Annotated in this window: 15 protein-coding genes; all 15 read right to left on the minus strand. The window is 33.7% G+C overall.

Annotation, left to right across the window (positions count from 1 at the left end; all coding sequences use genetic code 11):
• Nucleotides 1–6 precede the first annotated feature (6 nt).
• Complete coding sequence (locus B0E44_RS16235) at nucleotides 7–1,041, minus strand: polysaccharide biosynthesis protein (RefSeq protein ID WP_077377646.1); 1,035 nt, start codon at nucleotides 1,039–1,041, stop codon at nucleotides 7–9.
• On the minus strand, nucleotides 1,041–1,811 hold the full coding sequence (locus B0E44_RS16240; protein WP_077377649.1) for an AglZ/HisF2 family acetamidino modification protein: 771 nt from the start codon (nucleotides 1,809–1,811) through the stop codon (nucleotides 1,041–1,043). Before B0E44_RS16240 ends, B0E44_RS16235 begins: the two co-directional genes overlap by 1 nt.
• 2 nt (nucleotides 1,812–1,813) lie before the next feature.
• Complete coding sequence (gene hisH, locus B0E44_RS16245; protein ID WP_077377652.1) at nucleotides 1,814–2,428, minus strand: imidazole glycerol phosphate synthase subunit HisH; 615 nt, start codon at nucleotides 2,426–2,428, stop codon at nucleotides 1,814–1,816.
• On the minus strand, nucleotides 2,425–3,561 hold the full coding sequence (locus tag B0E44_RS16250) for an N-acetyl sugar amidotransferase (RefSeq protein ID WP_077377655.1): 1,137 nt from the start codon (nucleotides 3,559–3,561) through the stop codon (nucleotides 2,425–2,427). Before B0E44_RS16250 ends, hisH begins: the two co-directional genes overlap by 4 nt.
• A 5-nt stretch (nucleotides 3,562–3,566) precedes the next feature.
• A complete protein-coding gene (locus B0E44_RS16255) occupies nucleotides 3,567–4,463 on the minus strand; it encodes a glycosyltransferase family 2 protein (RefSeq protein ID WP_077377658.1) in 897 nt (298 codons plus the stop codon).
• A complete protein-coding gene (locus B0E44_RS16260; RefSeq protein WP_165688820.1) occupies nucleotides 4,456–5,568 on the minus strand; it encodes a right-handed parallel beta-helix repeat-containing protein in 1,113 nt (370 codons plus the stop codon). The genes B0E44_RS16255 and B0E44_RS16260 overlap by 8 nt, the downstream gene beginning before the upstream one ends.
• 26 nt (nucleotides 5,569–5,594) lie before the next feature.
• Nucleotides 5,595–6,698, minus strand: coding sequence for a glycosyltransferase family 4 protein (locus B0E44_RS16265; protein WP_077377664.1), 1,104 nt, complete (start codon nucleotides 6,696–6,698; stop codon nucleotides 5,595–5,597).
• A gap of 475 nt (nucleotides 6,699–7,173) precedes the next feature.
• The gene (locus tag B0E44_RS16270; protein ID WP_165688821.1) at nucleotides 7,174–8,319 is read right to left on the minus strand and encodes a glycosyltransferase; all 1,146 of its coding nucleotides are present in this window, start codon (nucleotides 8,317–8,319) and stop codon (nucleotides 7,174–7,176) included.
• A gap of 11 nt (nucleotides 8,320–8,330) precedes the next feature.
• Nucleotides 8,331–9,308, minus strand: a complete 978-nt coding sequence (locus tag B0E44_RS16275) for an EpsG family protein (protein ID WP_165688822.1) — start codon at nucleotides 9,306–9,308, stop codon at nucleotides 8,331–8,333.
• A 71-nt stretch (nucleotides 9,309–9,379) separates the two neighbouring features.
• On the minus strand, nucleotides 9,380–10,639 hold the full coding sequence (locus B0E44_RS16280) for an oligosaccharide flippase family protein (protein WP_077377673.1): 1,260 nt from the start codon (nucleotides 10,637–10,639) through the stop codon (nucleotides 9,380–9,382).
• 114 nt (nucleotides 10,640–10,753) lie between these two features.
• The gene (locus B0E44_RS16285) at nucleotides 10,754–12,604 is read right to left on the minus strand and encodes an acyltransferase family protein (protein WP_077377676.1); all 1,851 of its coding nucleotides are present in this window, start codon (nucleotides 12,602–12,604) and stop codon (nucleotides 10,754–10,756) included.
• 271 nt (nucleotides 12,605–12,875) lie between these two features.
• The gene (locus tag B0E44_RS16290) at nucleotides 12,876–14,162 is read right to left on the minus strand and encodes a nucleotide sugar dehydrogenase (RefSeq protein WP_077377679.1); all 1,287 of its coding nucleotides are present in this window, start codon (nucleotides 14,160–14,162) and stop codon (nucleotides 12,876–12,878) included.
• Nucleotides 14,163–14,219: 57 nt separating this feature from the next.
• The gene (locus tag B0E44_RS16295; protein ID WP_077377682.1) at nucleotides 14,220–15,185 is read right to left on the minus strand and encodes an SDR family oxidoreductase; all 966 of its coding nucleotides are present in this window, start codon (nucleotides 15,183–15,185) and stop codon (nucleotides 14,220–14,222) included.
• Between the two features lie 257 nt (nucleotides 15,186–15,442).
• Nucleotides 15,443–16,513, minus strand: coding sequence for a Wzz/FepE/Etk N-terminal domain-containing protein (locus B0E44_RS16300; RefSeq protein ID WP_077377686.1), 1,071 nt, complete (start codon nucleotides 16,511–16,513; stop codon nucleotides 15,443–15,445).
• 112 nt (nucleotides 16,514–16,625) lie between these two features.
• On the minus strand, nucleotides 16,626–19,085 hold the full coding sequence (locus B0E44_RS16305) for an SLBB domain-containing protein (protein WP_077377792.1): 2,460 nt from the start codon (nucleotides 19,083–19,085) through the stop codon (nucleotides 16,626–16,628).
• Nucleotides 19,086–19,503 lie beyond the last annotated feature (418 nt).

Here is a 19,503-nt window from a genome sequence, read left to right on the forward strand (position 1 = left end):
AAATCCCTACCCTGGCATTTGAGCCACATCTTCCCCAAAAACTTCTTTGCGAATTAAAGGCAATGTCGCCAACAGCTTTTTCATTCCTTCAACCCCCTGCTGTTCGGTATTATGGGAATGATAATCTTCAATAACAGAAACATCTTGTTCACCTTCCGAAAAATATTGTGCATAATTCAAATCACGGTTATCCGCTGGGATTCGATAGAAATCTCCCATATCCTCCGCTTTTACCATTTCCTCACGGGTACACAAGGTTTCATACAATTTTTCACCATGACGAGTACCGATAATCTTGATTTCAGTATCCGATTTACACAATTCTTTTAAGGCTTGTGCTAAATCTCCAATAGTTCCCGCAGGAGCTTTATTTACAAATAAATCGCCTGGATTACCATGCTCAAAAGCGAACAATACTAGTTCTACAGCTTCATCCAGTGACATCAAAAAACGGGTCATATTCGGATCCGTAATCGTAATTGGATTCCCTTCTTTAATTTGTTTTAAAAACAAAGGTATCACAGAACCTCTCGATGCCATCACATTCCCATAACGAGTTAAACAAACTGTAGTGTCAGATAAATTTCTTGACGCTGCTACAGCCACTTTTTCCATCAGTGCTTTAGAAATTCCCATCGCGTTAATTGGATATGCAGCTTTGTCCGTACTTAAACAAATTACTTTTTTTACTTTATTGGCTCCGGCCGCATCAATCACATTCTGGGTTCCGAAAACATTTGTTTTAGTAGCTTCCAATGGGAAAAACTCACAAGAAGGCACTTGTTTTAGAGCCGCAGCATGGAACACGTAATCTACACCGCGCATCGCACGCTCTACACTATTATAATCTCTCACATCACCTATATAGAACTTTAATTTATCATTCTTCAACTGATTACGCATATCATCCTGTTTCTTCTCATCGCGAGAAAAAATACGGATTTCTTTAAAGTGGTCGGTATGAAGAAAACGATTTAATACTGCATTACCAAAAGAACCAGTACCACCAGTTATAAGGAGGATTTTATCTTGTATTTTCATTATTGATTTATTTTAAAGATCTTATTTTTTTCTAACTGTGTCGGATAGTTAATTAATACTGCTTTATAAGGTCCTTTAAACACAAATAAACTACCCGCAGCTACTCCAATAACTCCGTGAGCATCTATTACTTTTTCAATATCTTCTAAAGAACCAGCACCCCCTAACACAGTCATAGGAAGCGAAATTTTTTCACGGACTTTAGCAATTAAATCCAAATCGTATCCTTTCATGACACCGTCTTTATCTATGGAATTAATTACTATTTCTCCTGCTCCTAATTTTTGGGCTTCTTCTACAAATTTAAAAGGATTGATTCCTGTCGATTTTTTACCATTATGGGTGTATACTTCGTATCCTCCCAATAATTTTTTCTTAACATCGAGAACCACAATAACACTTTGTGCCCCTACTCGATCTGAAATTTCAGTAATTAATTTGGGATTTTGCAAAACTGCCGAACTCAAGGCAATCTTTTCAATCCCAAGGCTAAAAATACGTTGTGCCTGTTCTACTGTTTTTACACCTCCTCCATAACACAAGGGCATCATCGATTGACTCGCCAAACGTTCGATAAGACTATAATTAGGTTCTTTTCCTAAGACCGTTGCATCAATATCAAAAACAGCCAATTCATCAACGGCTTTCTCATTAAAAATTTTAACCGCATTAATAGGATCTCCCACGTATTTAGCATTCTTAAAATTTACGGTTTTCACCAAACCATTGTCATGAATTAAAAGACTTGGTATAATTCTTGGTCTAAGCATACTTACAATTTTGCAAAATTATGTAATAACGTTTCGCCATAGTGATGGCTTTTCTCTGGGTGAAATTGAATCCCATACACATTCTCGTGATGGGCTGCACATGTAAATTCACCTCCATACTCAGAAGTCGCCAAGATATCAGCCGGATTATTGCATTCAAAATAATAAGAATGTAGAAAATAAAACAAAGCCTCTTTTTCCAATCCCTCAAATAACGGATTGGAGATTACAGGATGTACATCATTCCACCCCATGTGTGGGAGTCTTGTAACTTGTTGTATTTTGGCCTCATCAAATTTCTTTATAGAAGCATCTATCCATTTCAAACCCTCCAGCTTTCCTTCATCACTTGAATTTCCCATCATTTGCATGCCTACGCAAATACCAATAACAGGCACTTTCTTCACCATGACCAATTCGTCTAATTTTTCGCGCATACCCGATTTTATCAATTCTGACATGGCATGATCAAAATGACCTACTCCTGGCAAAATTATTTTTTGGGCATCCTCTAAATCAGCCGCAGTTTTGGCAATTTTGGTTGGAACGTTGACTCTTTTATAGACATTCACAAAAGCATTAATATTACCCACACCGTAATCAATAATTGTTATCATCTGAATAATCGCTTTTCTAGGCCTAGTTTCTGCATCATCTTTGCACCAAAACCTATTAATTTTATTTTATTTTTATAATCGTGAAAGGTTTTATTTTCACCTTCAAATATTTCTTGCAATTCACTCACCGTCAAATCTAATTTATCTGCAACATATTCAAATTCTTTTTCTAAAAAGTCTTCACTCAATTCAGGTTTTGAAACCCTTTCCAAAGCTTCTTCTCTTGTCATTTGTCCTGTTAGAATCAAACTGGAGAAATGGGCACGTCGTTTTTGGAAACCAAATTTTTTCGGCAACCAATAATCTTCATAAAAACGGGTAAATCTGGATTCGTGATGTTTGTGCTGAAAAGGTTCCCAACCAAATTTCTCCATCAATAATTTTTCTGCATCCGTTTTTATGTAGGGAACTAAATTTAACGGTTTAAAAATCTGCATCCCTAAAACGTAGCGGTAATACAGTTTATAACTTAAAATATCCACCAATGGAAAAGTCTTAAGCGGACGTTTTCCAAACTTGGAGTGTATGTCTTTCACCAGCATCGTGTCAATACCTGGAAAACCACCCCATTCTTCGGGTTCTCTGCAACATTCTGTAGAGAAGTTTCCTCCGGTCAAAACGTACTTAATTTTATTTTTCTTAGCAAATTTATATAAACCTGAAAAAAAAGCGTAATCCTGCGGCAAATCCTGATCGGCAATTTGAGATTTAAGGAAAGCTACCTGCAAATCTTTCATTTCTTCCCAATTGATAACGTCCGTGTATAAATCTAATCCAAGCCCATTACACAATTTCTCAATATTCCCAACGGCTTTGTCAGTATTCCAACCAGCATCTACATGAAACAACAAAGGTCGTAGCCCCATTATTTCTTTTGCGATGTATGCCACATAGGAACTATCCAGTCCTCCGCTCAGACCAATGATACAATCAAAATCTTTCCCTTTCCCGTCAGCTTTAATTTTCTCAGCTTCCTTCATCAGTTCAGCATGACCACGCTCATCGGTATGCCAGTTAGGAAGAATGCTTTCTATATAATTGGTATAATAGTCACTTTCCCCTCTTTCATTAAAAATGATAGTTGGATCTGAAGTATCCATTATAGTTTTAGAACAAATCTGATATGGCCTCATAGTTATTATTTGACGAATGTATTGTCTTTGTTAAATGTTATTATTTTTAAATATATCCTTTCAAGGATAAAGGGGAAAGCCCAAAAAACCTTCCCGATAAACTCTAACACATCCTTTCCAATTTTAAGCTTAGTGCTCAAAAAGTTTAGAACATGGCTTTGTAGTATATAAATTTGATAAATTAGAATGACAAATTTAGGTACATCTTTATAAACTCCTTCTTTAATCTTTGAATAAATACTTGTTTTAGATTGAAATCTAATTAATGAAAACAAATCTGCATTAGTACCTCTTTGCCTAACTTTTATTAAAGGCTCTTTTAACAACCCTAAAGGGTAGTGATAAGAGATTTTTGACCATAAAGAAGAGTCCTCTGAGAATCTCATATCTTCAAAAAAGAAAAATTCAGAGTGATTAAGAAAACATTCTCTTCTGATGATAATTGCCGGGGTACTCGCTCTTAAAGAGATGAAGCTTTGTACATAAACATTGCCATGATCTCTGCTATTATCCTTATCAACAAGTTTATCATCCTCAGGAAACCAATTAAAATAACCAGTATGTGACCATTTCAAACCAGTTTCTTCCATAAATGCAATTTGTTTTTCTGTCTTAGTTGGAAGCCATGTATCATCTGCATCTAAAAATGCAATATAATCGCCTGTTGCCAATTTTAAGGCTAGGTTTCTAGCAGCCGCTGGCCCTGCATTTTCCTTAAAATGATAAACTATCTTTTCTTTATACTTTTCAAGAAATCCTGAAACATCTTCTGGAGAACCATCATTGATTACAATAATTTCGAAATTATCATAAGTTTGACTTAAAATACTATCTACCGCTTCATAGAGCCAACCAACCCCATTATAGAATGGTATAATTACACTTACTTTTTTTTTAGTCATAATTTAAGGTACTCACTTTTCCGTTTACAAAATTATCAATAAATGATTTAATTTTAATGTTGTTCAACTTACTATTATTTATATAAATATTATCCAGTTTCAAATCTATTTTACTTTTTAAACTTTCATTAGTTAAAATAGACAAGGTGTTTCCATTGAATCTACTATCAGTTATAGATATTTCACCCTTTAAAGTCAATAAAGAAGAATTATAGCTCCTATCTATCGCAAATTCAATTCCTCTTTCCGAATAATTATCGGTATGTCCAACAACTTTAATATAAATAGGTGTTGCTTCTTTACCCTTCAGATAATCGAAAGCCAGCAAAATACCCCCCTTATTATTATTATAAGTTGTATTATTAGCTAAAACGATATTGTCTAAGATATCGGTATTAGTGTTAGGCTCTAAATCTATCCCAAACTCAGGGCTGGTTCCATTAGTATTTGAAATTAAGGAGTTACTAATTAATAAATTCTTACAAGCAATCACCGATATACCATTTCGCCTATTATCATCTATCATAGCCTTTTCAATGGTGATACGATTAGATACTATTCCCTTGTCTCTTCCAATATAAATTCCATCTCCCCAAAATGCTTTAATCATTGGCTTGTATATCTTGATATTTTCTGAATGTCTTATAAAAAACCCCATCCCCCATTCACCGGTTTCCCCTCTATGGGTGTACCTATCTCCTTCAATATTAGCAAAATAAACTTCTAAATTCTTTACTCCCTCTATATTAATACAGTGATAAAGTTCTTCGTTGTTTGCCTTAACGATCAATTTACTGCTGCCCTGAAACATAATTTTAGAATTAGATCTAAGGGTTAAGCCCAGATAGTTAACCAGTATGGGAAAATTAGGCATCAAAACAATAGAATTTTTATCAATACCATTTTGTAAGTATCTAGTATAGTCTACATTACCTTTACGACTGTAATTTGCGGGCAAATAAGAAGTGAGATCAATTGCACCCTTAAAATGCCTTGACTTTATACTATCAATTTCATACTGATTTTTCCTAAATGTCTTTAGATTATATTCACCAATATTTTTATAGGAAAACTTCTTTTGAGCATTACAAGAAATCCCAATCATGCAAACTATGAAAATCATTATCAATCTCATCCTCTATCAAGCTTATGATGCAAATCTTCTGCATGACTAAACCTTCTTTCTTCAAAAACCTTTTCAATAGTAGTTTTAGCGTTTTCTGATAAAGTAGTCATTCTGTTAGGGTTTTCAATTGCGAACTTTATAGATTCTACAATGGACTGCACAGATTTTGGTTTAATTTCTAAACAATTACAATCGTTTTTCATTAGACCTGCTATACCACCCACAAAGGTTGTGATTATTGGTGTTCCAAAAATCATTGCCTCATATAAGGTTCTAGGAAACCCTTCATGATATGTCGGTAGAATATAAATATGGTGTGTTAAATAACATTTCATAATCTCATCCTTGTCAAAAATGGGGCCAATAAAAGAAACTAGCTCTCCAACACTTAGTTGAGTAACTAATTTTTTTAATTCGTCAATATATTCGCCACTACCTACAAGGTTAATATGAAAAGTAATTTTTTCTTTTTTCAATATTTGTGCTGCATATATCAATTCAATAATACCCTTGTCATTTGCCATTCTCCCTAAGTAAAGAATATCAAACCTACCCTTGTTTATAAGTCTATCCTTCTGTTGGATAATATCCAAGCTACTATAGGTAATCATAGGCCTAATGGTTTGTGCGTTGCCCTTATTTGAAACCCCATTTACATAATCAGTAAATGTATCGGCTACAGTAAAAATTGCATAGGCATTTTTGTAAAATAACTTTGAATCAAAATCTTTCAAGTTGTCCATACCTCTTATATATAGCCCATATTTCTTTCTAAAAAGCCAGCAAATCAGCATCAGATACTTGAACGCTGTGGGATAGAAAAAATACACAAAATCAGATCTGTAAATGGATGGTATAGCTGAGATATAAAGTGTTAAATAAGACCAGATTTTACTTTTCTTTCTTTTTAATCCTGTAACCTTTAAGCCATTTGCTTTCAATTTAAAAACATCTGTAGTATTCTTTGTACCAGGAAGAATTTGACCAAAAAACGTAACCTCATTCCCTAGGCTTTGAAGCTCCTTTGCAAATTCTCCCGTTCTCATTTCGATACAGTAATCATTATTCATCTCTAATAAGGCAGAGTTATCAAACAACAGAATTTTCATTTAAATTGTATTTTAATTTTGAGATCTGGTTATTTCTAAATTCTAAAAAAGATCATTACTGGTCTATGTAGAGAGTTTTTCAAAGGATAATGATTAAATTTTAACTGGCGAAGCATTCACAACTAAACTTTTACGTTTTTTCTAAAAACTCTGGTGTTCCAATGATATATGCTATTAATATTACATGTAACAAGTTATCAAAAATTATGCTAACCTAATGTTAATATCTGAATAGGTACATTAAATTATTGTTCCTACTATAAATTAGTCTAAATCAACGCTTGGCTTGCATTTCCAACAATATAACACTGAGCCCAATAATTTAATACCTGTTATCCTTCTAGGCGGTCATTATAATCTTTCAAAACGATATGATTAAACAAATGATGAAGCGCAAACCTTAAACCCAAATATTGATGGGTGGATAGACTATATAAAAAATGCAGTTTTTAAGTCCAACTATCATATATCATATTTAAGTATCTTTAACATACCAAATAAACTTAACTAAATCTTTAACATAGGTAGTAGCGTTAAACAATGTCTTTGCTGTTTTCACTCCGTTTTCTGCTATTGTTTTAACCAAAACCGGATTGTCTTGCACGAATGATATATGCTCGGCAACACCATCTAGATCATTCACTTCTGATAGTAAGATATCAAATCTGTCTTTTACATAGTCTGAAATTTCCCCAGCGTTCGTTGCAACCACGGGTACACCAGCTAAAAGATACTCGCCTAATTTAGTCGGAAAACCTCCAGATACAAACTTGCTAGGCGTAGTTAACAAGCAACTGGCTCCCGCTAAAATTTTAGGCACCTCACTAATAGGCACCTTACCCAAAAAATTGATTAAATCAGTCAGTTGATGATGCTGAACATATTCAGCAATTCTTAAGCATTCTGGAAAATTTTTACACAACGTTGTGTAATCTCCTATTACAAACAAATGGTAAGGTTGCTCACTGTTAATTTGCAAATATTTATGATAAGCTAACACGCTTTCATATAAACCATCTCTATTATGAACACCAAAGGTTAATGCGATGTACTTGCTTGGATTTAATCTCGGATCAACATCTTTAAATCGATCGGGATCGATAGTCATAGGCAACAAAAATACATTATTCGAGAACTTTGAATAAAAGTTTTTTAGCTCATTTGAAATCACTATAAATCCACTGAATAATTTTAAATTCAGGTGAGTGAACAACTTTTCAAAACTGGTTTGTTTAAAATAGCCGTATGGATACTCAGTCTTATCAATGATGTAAGGTATAGATTTGATCCGTGTAAAAAAGCGAACAATAAAGTTTGTCAAAAAATTGTCGTGATAAGACAGCACGCCCTCAATATTTTGTTCGCTTATGAACCGACAGATAAAATACAGTCCTTTAAACCTCAAATACATTTTAGCTAAAAAATTGATGCCGGGGCGATAATCCTTGGAAACAAATTCGTAACGAACCCCCTCGTGAATTCCATTGAGATTTACCCCTTTTGGCGATGGATAGATAATAAGTACAGTAAGATCAGCTCCTGCATTTACCAATGATTTACAATAACTATGGATTCTCAAGGAAGAAACATCTTCTATTGGGAAGTACTGTGAAGCAATCATTATAAATCTCATTAGAAATCAAATATGATATTAGAGTTGATTAAAGGATCATAGGTTAACTTTAAAGTACTGGTAGCAAATTGGTATAACACGAATAAATTTATGATCAAAAAAATACCTATTAATGCTAGTCTAGGCTTTAGGGTAGGAAAATAGAAAAACAAATAAGAAACATAAAATAAATTTACGGTAAATAAAATTTTAAAAAACCTACTAAAATCTGGCATGAAGAAATAGAGTGGAATGTAAATTAAAGTAATGATATTTACCTTTTGCATAACTTCAATATTTCTTTTTACTGTGCTACTAAGCACATCAAGCCTATCTTTATTATAATGTAAAAAGAGGTATGTGATAAATATAATGAAAACATGTGCAATCGCTGGACCTATGGGTTTATCTTCAGACGAGTAGTAATCAATTTTTCCTAGGATCAATTCATTATCAATGAAAGAAAGTAATATCGTATAGCTTGATACCAGAAAGATGATGCCACCCCCCACGATAAATAATATTTTTCTAGTGTCCAATCGCTTTATATACGTTAACAAAAAAAGCAAATAAATAACAGCAGTAGTATGAAAAAATGCTGCCATCACAAAAATGGCTAAGGACTTTAAAAATTTGAAATTGGTTTCGCTAAAATTTACCAATAAAAACATAAAGAATAATGCATCTATCATAAAGTTCCTGACGAACACATACTCCATCACAAAAATCGGCAAATAAAAGGCGGCCATGAAAGCGGGGTAGGGGCTATTTATAAAATACGTATATATTAAACCCAGTACAATAAACGAATACACAATTAAAAAGCCCCGAAATGAGAAACCTAATGAACTGAACAGGTAATTGACTACACCATAGCCAAATTCATAACCCGTTTCATGTAGACTTCCGGTTTGAATACTTTCAAAAGCCTCCTTATAATTGGCATAATCGCCATTATCAGTATTCCAACCCCAAAGTAACCACATGAATAGAAACATAAGTAAGGCTACCGACTTCGACTTTGGAAACAATAAACATAAAATAAAAGTAGGGATCAAGAACAGAAATATCAACATCTTTTCAACTCCTTTCTATAGTAATAAAGTATTACAAGAACATACACAAGACCAGATATGATCCTAGCTATAGCCGCTCCCATAGCACCGTATAGGGAAATCATGATGAAGTTTGCAACTAATAATGTAATACCTATATAGATAGACGCATTTCTTAGTTCTTTCCCTCTACCCTTGGCAAGTAAAAATCTATTAAAAAAATCTCCAAAACCGTAAAGTATATATCCAAAAGACAGTACCCTCAATAGAATGACCGCATCAACATATTCATCCCCAAAAAATGCAGCAATGACAAACCTAGCCAAAATCATTGTTAAGATTAATAGGCCAAAACTTAGCGCTAATGTAGCTAGGGTTAATGAAGGTTGTATTTTATTACTATTTGCAAATTTTTTAAATTGAACCGTTGCTATGATATTCGGAATGAGAGCTAAGGGAGAAGACAATAAAGTAGCAAGCGTAAAATACCCTACCTCAACATTATTAACACTGAAATAACTAATTAATATTCCCGATAAACTACCACTGCCTGTGGCAACCAATGATCCAAGGTAAATATCGAAACCAAATTGCTTAACAGCAATAAATATCTCATAAAGTCTCGTTTTAAAATTTGCCAAAGTAGGCTTTACACTGTAATAGACTAGTACACAAGAAATGAGTAAAGTAAAATAGTTAAGAAAAATTACGGTGCTTATCGAGGTATTATTCTTAAAAAGAAAAAAAACAACAACTAAAATTAAAGTAAAAATGAATTTAGGTAGCCATCTTGTAAGTGATAGTAACTTAATCTTACTAACCCCTTGCAAAAAAGATTCATTAAAATTAATTACGATATATATCCAACTCAATGGAATAGATATCATAAGTATTCGATACAAATTGTTTTTTTCAATTGCAGTTGAAACATTTGAAAATATAATTAATGATATTGACATCATTATATACAAAGCAAATATTAGACACAAGGCAACAGCATAATAACCTCTGGTCTTTTTTTCATCATTTGAAATAGCAACCAGCCTAGCGATGGCGAAAAATATCCCAAAGTTAAATATGACTTGACAAAAAGTAAATATATTGAATAGAAAGGCATAATTACCGTATTCGACTTTTCCTAAAATACGCGTCAGGAGCGAGTTAGTCGTAAAACCAAATAAAAGCCCCAATATGGTAGAAGCTAAAAGCAAAACAGTCTGATGGACGTTCTTTTCCTTAGATTTTTGCTTCAATAAATTAAGTAATTTAAACATCCCCAAACAGTTTAGAACAAACTACTTTTATTAAAGAGCCAGATGCTTTATTGGGATAAATAAACTCAATCGGCTCCATACCCATAACTCGCAAAACAAATAACTTCATACTGATTAATAATTTTTATTTGATTTTTGAACTACTTTTTGAAATCCTCTCATAAACTCAAGTTCAAATTTTCGGGCAAAAACTTGAGACCCGTAATAATTCAAATGGCCTTTATCATAATACATTAAGGTATCATTATTATAGGGCAAGTCATTAAATGAACTTTCATAATTAATTTTTAGAAAGCTTACATTTGGATACTTGCTCAAAATCGTAGATATATCTTTAGATGTTTGTATGGTAGTCGGATTATATTGTTGAGTATTTGATTTTTTTAAATAGCTTTTATTGATTCGAATTGGGTTTTTGTCTAGAACTGGGTAATCAGGAAGAATGATTACCACTTTCGATTTATCCAAATTATTCAGAAACTTCTCTAAAGCAATAGGTAATGACTTAATATCACTTAACCAAATTGATGAGACCATGATAATTTTTGCCCTTGTTATTTCTTTATTGGTATCTTTAATTAGATCAGAATACTGCTTATAAAGCATATCGTTAGGAAAATCTTTTCTGTTCAAACCTGGTATATTAGGATACCTATCATTTGTAATTGTTCTGAAATTAAAGTCGTTTCTCTTCCCGATAGTATTTAAAATTCCTTTATAAATAAGGGCATGACTATCTCCTATTAATAATAACGAATCATCAGTAGATTTGGCACTACCAAAGAATTCGACTTGTTTGAATGAATTTGAATGTGAATTAAGGCCAAATGTTGGCTGTGAATACATTGCTGGAATAGGATAAAAGTAAGAATTGATTTGTTTTAAAAAGAAAGTCAAACAAAGAAGTGAAATTAAAACGATTCCACCCTGAAAAACGAATTTGCCAATCTTCATGGTTCTGAAATAATTTTCAATGAAGTGCCAAGTGCAATATGAAACTAAGTATGTTAAAACTGTAATGGAAGTTATTTGGATGAAGGAAAACTCATATTCATTATTATAATACCTCAATAAAGCCATAATCGGCCAATGCCATAAATAAATTGAATATGATAACTGCCCTAAGTGTACTGCAATTTTATTAGAAAATATGCTTTTATTTATAACATTAGATTCATTAACAAGCAAAAATGCAGTAGCAAGACAAGGCAGTAATACCCAAATACCAGGATAATTAGTAGTCTCTGAAAACAAAACCGAGCAAAGAATAATAACGATTAAACTTACAACCGAAATCACATTTAGGGACCTAATACCAATTTTTTGGATTTTAGTATGATTAATTGCAAATAACGAACCAACTAAAAATTCTGGTACTCTAGCAAATAATGAAAAGTACATTGAATGTTTATTTAGCAAGAAAGTACTATTGTAGTATGAAAATGCAACTAGCAACAAAGATAACACAATAAAGAAGAACGAAATGTGTTTTTTCTTTATCACTATCAAAAAGATTGGAAGAAGAAAATAGAATTGCATTTCTATAGCCAAAGTCCAGGTGTGTAATAAAGGATTTTCTGTACTTGAAGGGCCAAAGTACGTTACAGTTTCGGACAAATGTTTATTTGAAAGGAAGATCGATGCCCAAACGGCATCGCTTCTTAATAATAAGATATCACTTGGTATATAAATAAAAGTTGCTACTAATAGTACAACTATAAGCTGAAAGTAATATAGTGGAGCTATTCTCTTAATTCGTCCAATATAGAAATCAAACAAATTTAAGGTTTGCGTATCTATTTTATTTATTAGTATGTTAGTAATTAAATAACCAGAAATAACAAAAAAAATATCAACGCCAATAAACCCTCCAGATAATGCAGTACCCGATATATGAAAAATGAATACTAATAAAACTGCTAGGGCCCTAATGCCCTGAATGTCATTTCTAAATTTCAAAGCCATAACTATAACTACTTCTATTATACAATAACCTCGGGCTTATCGTGTGAGATACCCAAATAAAATCAACGATTTTGGTGGTGCTTATTAAATTACAAAACATCTAAACCTTCTATTTATAATGCTGAAACACATTAGCATCTCTTTATATTTCCCTAGATTAAAAACTATTTGATCACGCACAATCATAGTGTTTTACGGCCACCTTGGTAGCGAAGAAATTTTTGCCACCTCCACCCGTAATTAAAATTTTTGCCATACTCATTAATTTATTTTACAATCTTGCATCAACATCTTCTTTCTTTAAAAAGCCTTTTACGTCGTATAATACAGCATTTTCCTTTTTAAATGATGGGATGTCCAATTGAAGAAACTTATCATGACTTACTGTCAAAATAATTGCATCAAACAACTTTCCCTTTATATCACCCAGTTGATTGGAAGTTTTTAAGTTATACTCATGAAGAACTTCTTCAGGTTTTGCCCAAGGATCGTACACGCACACATTGGTATGGTAGGCTTCTAATTCCCTTACAATATCAATAACTTTAGTGTTACGAACATCCGGGCAGTTTTCCTTGAAAGTGAAGCCTAGTACCAAAATATTGGCACCTTTTACTTTAATGTCTTTATTGATCATTAATTTTATCACCTCTGTTGAAACATAAGCACCCATCTTGTCATTTAATCTCCTTCCGGCTAGGATAATTTCGGGATGATAACCCAGTTCTTGGGCTTTTTGTGCTAAATAGTATGGATCTACACCAATACAGTGCCCTCCTACTAAACCGGGTTTAAATTTAAGAAAGTTCCATTTGGTACCTGCTGCTTCCAAAACCTCATGCGTGTCTATTCCCATCAAATTGAAAATCTTGCTCAGTTCATTTATAAAAGCAATATTAATATCTCGCTGAGAATTTTCAATTACCTTGGCGGCTTCAGCCACTTTTATACTTGGCGCTAAATGAGTCCCTGCCGTGATAACACTCTTATACAACTCATTAACAACAATACCTATCTCCGGAGTAGAACCCGCTGCAACTTTTAAAATTTTCTCTACTGTATGCTCTTTGTCCCCAGGATTAATTCTTTCAGGAGAATAACCTGCAAAAAAATCAACATTAAACTTTAATCCAGATATTTTCTCCAATACTGGAACACACTCTTCTTCGGTAACTCCTGGATATACAGTAGATTCATAAATGACAATGTCACCTTTTTTCAAAACAGCACCAACGGTTTCACTTGCTTTATAAAGAGGAGTTAAATCAGGACGATTATTTTTATCAATTGGAGTTGGAACTGTAACGATATAAACATTACATTCTTTTAAAACTGTTAAATCATCAGTGCAATAAAGGCCATTTTTATTTGAAAAAGTGTCTACCAAAACTGCTTTCAAAATTTGATCTTCCACTTCAAGAGTACTATCGTGACCTGTGTTTAGTTCAGAAATTCTAGCCCTATTTATATCAAATCCTACAGTAGGGTATTTAGTCGCAAATAATCGGGCTAATGGAAGCCCTACGTAACCTAATCCAATAATGGCAATTCTTTTCATACTAAATCAAATTTCTACATTAAAACCAATCACAAAATTAATTGATTCTTATTTTTATTATTTTAAATTATTATAATACCAAGCTACAGCTTCCTTTAGCCCTTCTTGAATACAAAACTTAGGGTTATATCCCAATAATTTTTGAGCCTTAGCGATACTTGCCAAAGAATGAGGAATATCGCCAGCTCTTTTGGGACCGTGTATAACTTCAACATCTTCAATTTTAGCATCAAAAGTCGACAAGTTCTCTTTCAATATACCTACCAATTGAGTTAGAGTGGTTCTATCGCCGAAAGCGGTATTGTAAACAGTATTAATTGCCTCACGATTTTGAGTTGTCATAGCCAACTCATTCATTTGTATCACATTATCAATATAAGTAAAGTCTCTGGAATAATTACCATCGCCATTAATCACAGGGCTTTCATAATTCATAAATTGCATGACGAACTTTGGAATTACAGCAGCATATGCCCCTTTAGGATCTTGTTTTCTTCCGAATACATTAAAATATCTTAATCCTATTGTTTCCAATCCATATGCTTTACTAAAAATATCCGCATACAATTCATTAACATACTTAGTTATAGCATAAGGAGAAAGCGGTTTCCCTATAACTTCTTCTACTTTAGGTAATCCTTGCGAGTCTCCATATGTAGAAGAACTAGCTGCATAAACAAATCGTTTTACTTTTGCATCCCGAGAAGCTGTTAGCATGTTCAAAAAACCAGAAACATTAACGTCATTAGTAGTAATAGGATCATTAATGGAACGTGGCACCGACCCTAAAGCAGCTTGATGCAAGACGTAATCAACTCCTTCTAATGCTCTTTGACAATCCGATAAATTACGTATATCTCCTTCTATCAAAGTGTAGCTGGAATTTTCTAGAAAATCAGAAATATTATGTCTATGTCCAGTGGCAAAATTATCTAAACAAACAACCTCATATCCTTTATTCAAAAAATATTCCGACAAATTGGAGCCTATAAATCCAGCACCTCCTGTAATAAGTATTTTCATTAATTTTACTTTATATTTCTAAAACACAGTCGTGTTCATTATTCTTTAAATCTTTTTGTTAAATCAGTTTACAAACCTATCCCATAACTATCACAATGAAACTTGGCTTCTTCAAACAACTTTACATGTCAAAGGTAAAAACATCAACCTGCAATCATTTTCCAAATAATAAAGGTGATTATACCTGACCTTAAATTGTCCGCTTCTCTGAGGTGTCCCAAACTGAAAATCTCAAATTAAACATTAAAAATAACCTTTCAAACCTGAAGTCCCTTCAACAACCTCCTTACAATCTGCCCAAACACAGTTAAAAAAACCGCCAGAAATCCACCTAACAAAATACCTTTTGCTTTACCAAACCTCTCTTTCTTCAAAGGCAAAATAGGACGATCAATTACCTGAATCAAAGGTGTCTCTTTACGTAAAGTTACTTTTGCCAGTTCGGTTTGTTTCACTAATTCGGTTAAGATTGCCGTATTGGCCTGCACATCCACCTGTCTGCGGGCAGTTGGGGCACGACGCACATTGAGCGCGGGATTCAGCATAAACGTATTGTCATTAGCTACTGCTACTCCAGTAATAGCACCATTGAGTTCGGCACGAATAGAATCAGTTTGTCGTTCCAAAATTTCCATATTCATACGGGCTTTCTTGCTTTTGGTAGTCACATAAAATTTACCGACCTGTCTCGCAAGAGCTTCACAAAAATAAAGAGAAAATAATTCGTTGGTAGAAGCCACATCCATATATATAATGGAAATCTTTTTATCTTTTTGCGCCACAGACAAAGAAAATTTAGATAAATCCTTATAAATTTCACCCAAAATACTGTCATGAACCCTTGTAAAATACTTGCGTTTGGTTTCGGGTAAAAACTGTATATTCTTGAATTTAGGTTCATCTTTCCATTTATCCCTCCATTCATTATTTTCTATGTACATTTCAGCCAAAGAAATTACTTTTCCATTTACAATAACAGGAGACAGTAATGTTTGCTCAACCATAGTTCTAGATTTAAACAACTCAGTAAGGTTAGATCCTGTAAATATACTACCGCCGCCTCCACCAAGATCCAAACCAAGCGAACTAGCTAATCCAAGTGCACTACCTAATCCACCACCGCCACCTTTTTCATCTTCCAGAGCAAAAGACAAGGTTGCAGTATAAACTGGTTTTTTAATAATCGAATAGGTAACTCCCAAAGCGGCTCCAATTACACCTGCCAATACAATGATTTTCCATTGCGATAGCAAAAAAGCATACCACTCCTTCCCTTTTTCAATAAGTTCTTTTAACGAAATCTCGTCATTAGGGATTTGATTCTCCATATATCTATTTTCAATTTTCTGAAATCTTTAAACAATCTAAACTTTTGAACAATTTAAACACATAAACAGATTTAAACCTAAAACTCAGACCCAAAACCGATAACCCACCACCTTACTTAAATGCAGTAACCAAAAGTGTTCCTAAACTAGTAATTATCGCCCCAATACTCACCCATTCTCCAGTACTCATTTTTTTGTTTTCCGGTTTTTCGGGAACAATTATTTGAGAACCCGGTAAAACTTTAGGATTGGATCTAAAAAACAACAAAACGCTATGGGATACAGCGGCTTGCCCGTTGGGATAGATGATATAAGCGTTTTTCCTCCAACCCTTGGCATCCAAACCGCCTACAGCATTCAAATAATAGTTAAATCCTTTTCCTCTATTATATGGAATTTCCGAAGTTAAGAGTACATTCCCTGCCACTTTAACAGTTTCATTAAAAGCAGAAACATCAATTTCATCTCCCGGTAATAATGTCACATTGGCATTGCTGTCCTCATTTTTAGTTACTTTATTCCAATCTACGGGAATAGTCGCAAATTTCAACTCTTCCTTTAATTTCTTTTCCAATTTGTTTTGAATACTATCCTTTTTACCCAAATTCAAACTGACGTTTTCTAAATCTTCAATTTGGTCTTTTTTGATAGGTCTCTTTATTTTTACACCGTTCAAACTCGCCAAGGATGTAAGTCCACCTGCTCTTTTGATAACATCATAGATCTTCTCTTTTTTTCCTGCCAAAACATATTTTCCGGGATAGGCAACCGACCCGGATACCGTCACCATCTCAGGTTTATCAGTAACAGCCATCTTTCTGATGTTCACCACGTCAAAAGGTTTCAACTCAAAATTAGTCGCTTGTTCATTCGAATCGGGAGTAATCTCAATATTAAACAATTCGACTTTGTTGGGATTATTATCATCAATTTCTTCTGCACGGATCATTCTTGCAATTTCCACACGCTTGGAGGCAGAACCCGTCAATCCTCCTGCAGCAATAATCAAATCGTTAAGCGTTAAACCTTCTTGATAATCGTATACTTCAGGTTTTTTTACTTCTCCATCTATGGTTACTTTATACTCTTCAGTGAAATCCAAAATAGAATACACCGTTACTACATCTTCTTTTTTTAATGCTACATCGGCATTGAAATCACCGGACATTGCTTTGGACAAATCAACATTAACATTCTCGTATGTCAAATCTGCTTTCAAACGAACGATTCGCGCTCTTTTTAAATAGGCATCTTCTTTTAATCCTTCAGCTTGTGCAATCAAATTGGAAATGCGCATCCCTTGATAGAATGAATAAGTATCCGGTCTGAATACTGCCCCTTTGATGATGATTCGGTTCTCAAAACGGTTCAAAATTTTGGAAACACGGTACACATCCCCGTTCAAAGGCAGATAACTGCCGTATTGTGCTGCCTGTATATCGGCAACTTTAAATTCTTTTCCTGTTTTTTGCAAAACATTTACCGATGCGGTGTAGGCAAATTCATTGAATCCTGATGCAAAATTCAATAAATCAGAAAAACGTTCTCCTTTTTTCATTTCAAAAATACCGGGACGTTTTACTTCTCCTTCTACGGTAACTCTATTAGTATAGGCTGGAATACGAATGACATCATTATCTTTCAATCCCACATTGTCTGATTGATTTCCACTAACCAAAAAACGATAAATATCAATATTCTTAAAAACCTTATTATTTCGAATCAACTCTATGTTTCTATAACTGCCGTTTTTTCCAGGACCTCCACCCAAGAACAAGGCGTTATAAACTGTGGCCAAGGAAGAAATAGAATAATTCCCGGGTTGTCTGCTTCCTATAATTGTCACTTTAATAGTTCGAATACGGCTCAAACTTACACTAACTTGGGATTGTCCGGTACGAACCGTGCTATAGATACGAGCAATAGCTCCTTTTATCTTCTGGGTAGCCGCTTCTATAGTCATTCCCGAAACTGAAATTTGCCCAACGTATTGAATATTGACTTTCCCTTCTACGGTTACGGATACATTGTCATTAAATTCTTGCACACCGTTAACGCTCACTTGCAATTCGTCACCAGGTCCTAAAACATAATTGACCGGTGTGGCCAATTTCAAATTGGGTTGAAAATTCAAAGTAGGATTATCAAATAACTCGGATCCAAAAACAAGTGAATTCAAACTGTCTTTTACTTTCTTGTTCTCTATTTTTTCCTGTTTTCGCTCCGTATCTTCACTGTCATCGGCTTCGTCTTCCGAATCAGCATCCTTTGATTTCTTCTTGGTCGCTTTTTTATCTTCAGTTGCTTTAGACGTTTCAGTCAGCCCCAAACGCTTTTTTAATTTGGCAAATTCAGTTGCGCTCATCCCTTTAGACAGTGCCAAAGATTCCGCTTGATCAATAGATACATTATTACTTTGCAATTGCGATTTTATCTTGGCGATATCCCCATCCGATAAATAATCAACTCTTACCGTACTAAGGTCATTTCCTTTTAAAATATCTTGAGCCATCAACGAAGAAGACTGAAAAAGGGCTATAAAAATGACAATTGCAGTAATTATTTTTCTCATATTATATTTTTTTTTGACTATTATAACATTTTTTACCACATAATAATATAAAACTATGCATATATTCAGTAAAAAACTATGAAACCCAATGGGTTATTATTATCTAATATTGTTTCTAAAGAAGGTTTTTCAAGTAGGCAGTTTATGCGGAGCCAAGTTTGAAATACTGCCGAGTCGCAAAACCCAAAACCTAAAACTCACAACCCATAACTCACAACCGAAAACCGAAAACTGACAACATCACTCCACGGCTTCGCCTCAGTGAGTCCCATCATGGTTCACCTTATGTTAAGAATTTGCAAATTTATGCTAAAAAAAAGGATTTTACTTTCTTTTTTCAACACCAATTCAATATTTTTTATCCTAAAAATAAAAACAAAAACTCAAAGCAATAAAGCCTTTAAAATCAATATTTTAC

Origin of the sequence: Flavobacterium sp. A45, from assembly GCF_002001005.1 — a bacterium.
Taxonomy (GTDB): Bacteria; Bacteroidota; Bacteroidia; order Flavobacteriales; family Flavobacteriaceae; genus Flavobacterium.

What these genes read in the sequence shown, in the direction of transcription:
- B0E44_RS16235 (WP_077377646.1), bottom strand. Translation starts at nt 1,041, where the DNA reads ATGAAAATACAAGATAAAATCCTCCTTATAACTGGTGGTACTGGTTCT.
- B0E44_RS16240 (WP_077377649.1), bottom strand. Translation starts at nt 1,811, where the DNA reads ATGCTTAGACCAAGAATTATACCAAGTCTTTTAATTCATGACAATGGT.
- hisH (WP_077377652.1), bottom strand. Translation starts at nt 2,428, where the DNA reads ATGATAACAATTATTGATTACGGTGTGGGTAATATTAATGCTTTTGTG.
- B0E44_RS16250 (WP_077377655.1), bottom strand. Translation starts at nt 3,561, where the DNA reads ATGAGGCCATATCAGATTTGTTCTAAAACTATAATGGATACTTCAGAT.
- B0E44_RS16255 (WP_077377658.1), bottom strand. Translation starts at nt 4,463, where the DNA reads ATGACTAAAAAAAAAGTAAGTGTAATTATACCATTCTATAATGGGGTT.
- B0E44_RS16260 (WP_165688820.1), bottom strand. Translation starts at nt 5,568, where the DNA reads ATGATTGGGATTTCTTGTAATGCTCAAAAGAAGTTTTCCTATAAAAAT.
- B0E44_RS16265 (WP_077377664.1), bottom strand. Translation starts at nt 6,698, where the DNA reads ATGAAAATTCTGTTGTTTGATAACTCTGCCTTATTAGAGATGAATAAT.
- B0E44_RS16270 (WP_165688821.1), bottom strand. Translation starts at nt 8,319, where the DNA reads ATGATTGCTTCACAGTACTTCCCAATAGAAGATGTTTCTTCCTTGAGA.
- B0E44_RS16275 (WP_165688822.1), bottom strand. Translation starts at nt 9,308, where the DNA reads ATGTTTCTATTCATGTGGTTACTTTGGGGTTGGAATACTGATAATGGC.
- B0E44_RS16280 (WP_077377673.1), bottom strand. Translation starts at nt 10,639, where the DNA reads ATGTTTAAATTACTTAATTTATTGAAGCAAAAATCTAAGGAAAAGAAC.
- B0E44_RS16285 (WP_077377676.1), bottom strand. Translation starts at nt 12,604, where the DNA reads ATGGCTTTGAAATTTAGAAATGACATTCAGGGCATTAGGGCCCTAGCA.
- B0E44_RS16290 (WP_077377679.1), bottom strand. Translation starts at nt 14,162, where the DNA reads ATGAAAAGAATTGCCATTATTGGATTAGGTTACGTAGGGCTTCCATTA.
- B0E44_RS16295 (WP_077377682.1), bottom strand. Translation starts at nt 15,185, where the DNA reads ATGAAAATACTTATTACAGGAGGTGCTGGATTTATAGGCTCCAATTTG.
- B0E44_RS16300 (WP_077377686.1), bottom strand. Translation starts at nt 16,513, where the DNA reads ATGGAGAATCAAATCCCTAATGACGAGATTTCGTTAAAAGAACTTATT.
- B0E44_RS16305 (WP_077377792.1), bottom strand. Translation starts at nt 19,085, where the DNA reads ATGAGAAAAATAATTACTGCAATTGTCATTTTTATAGCCCTTTTTCAG.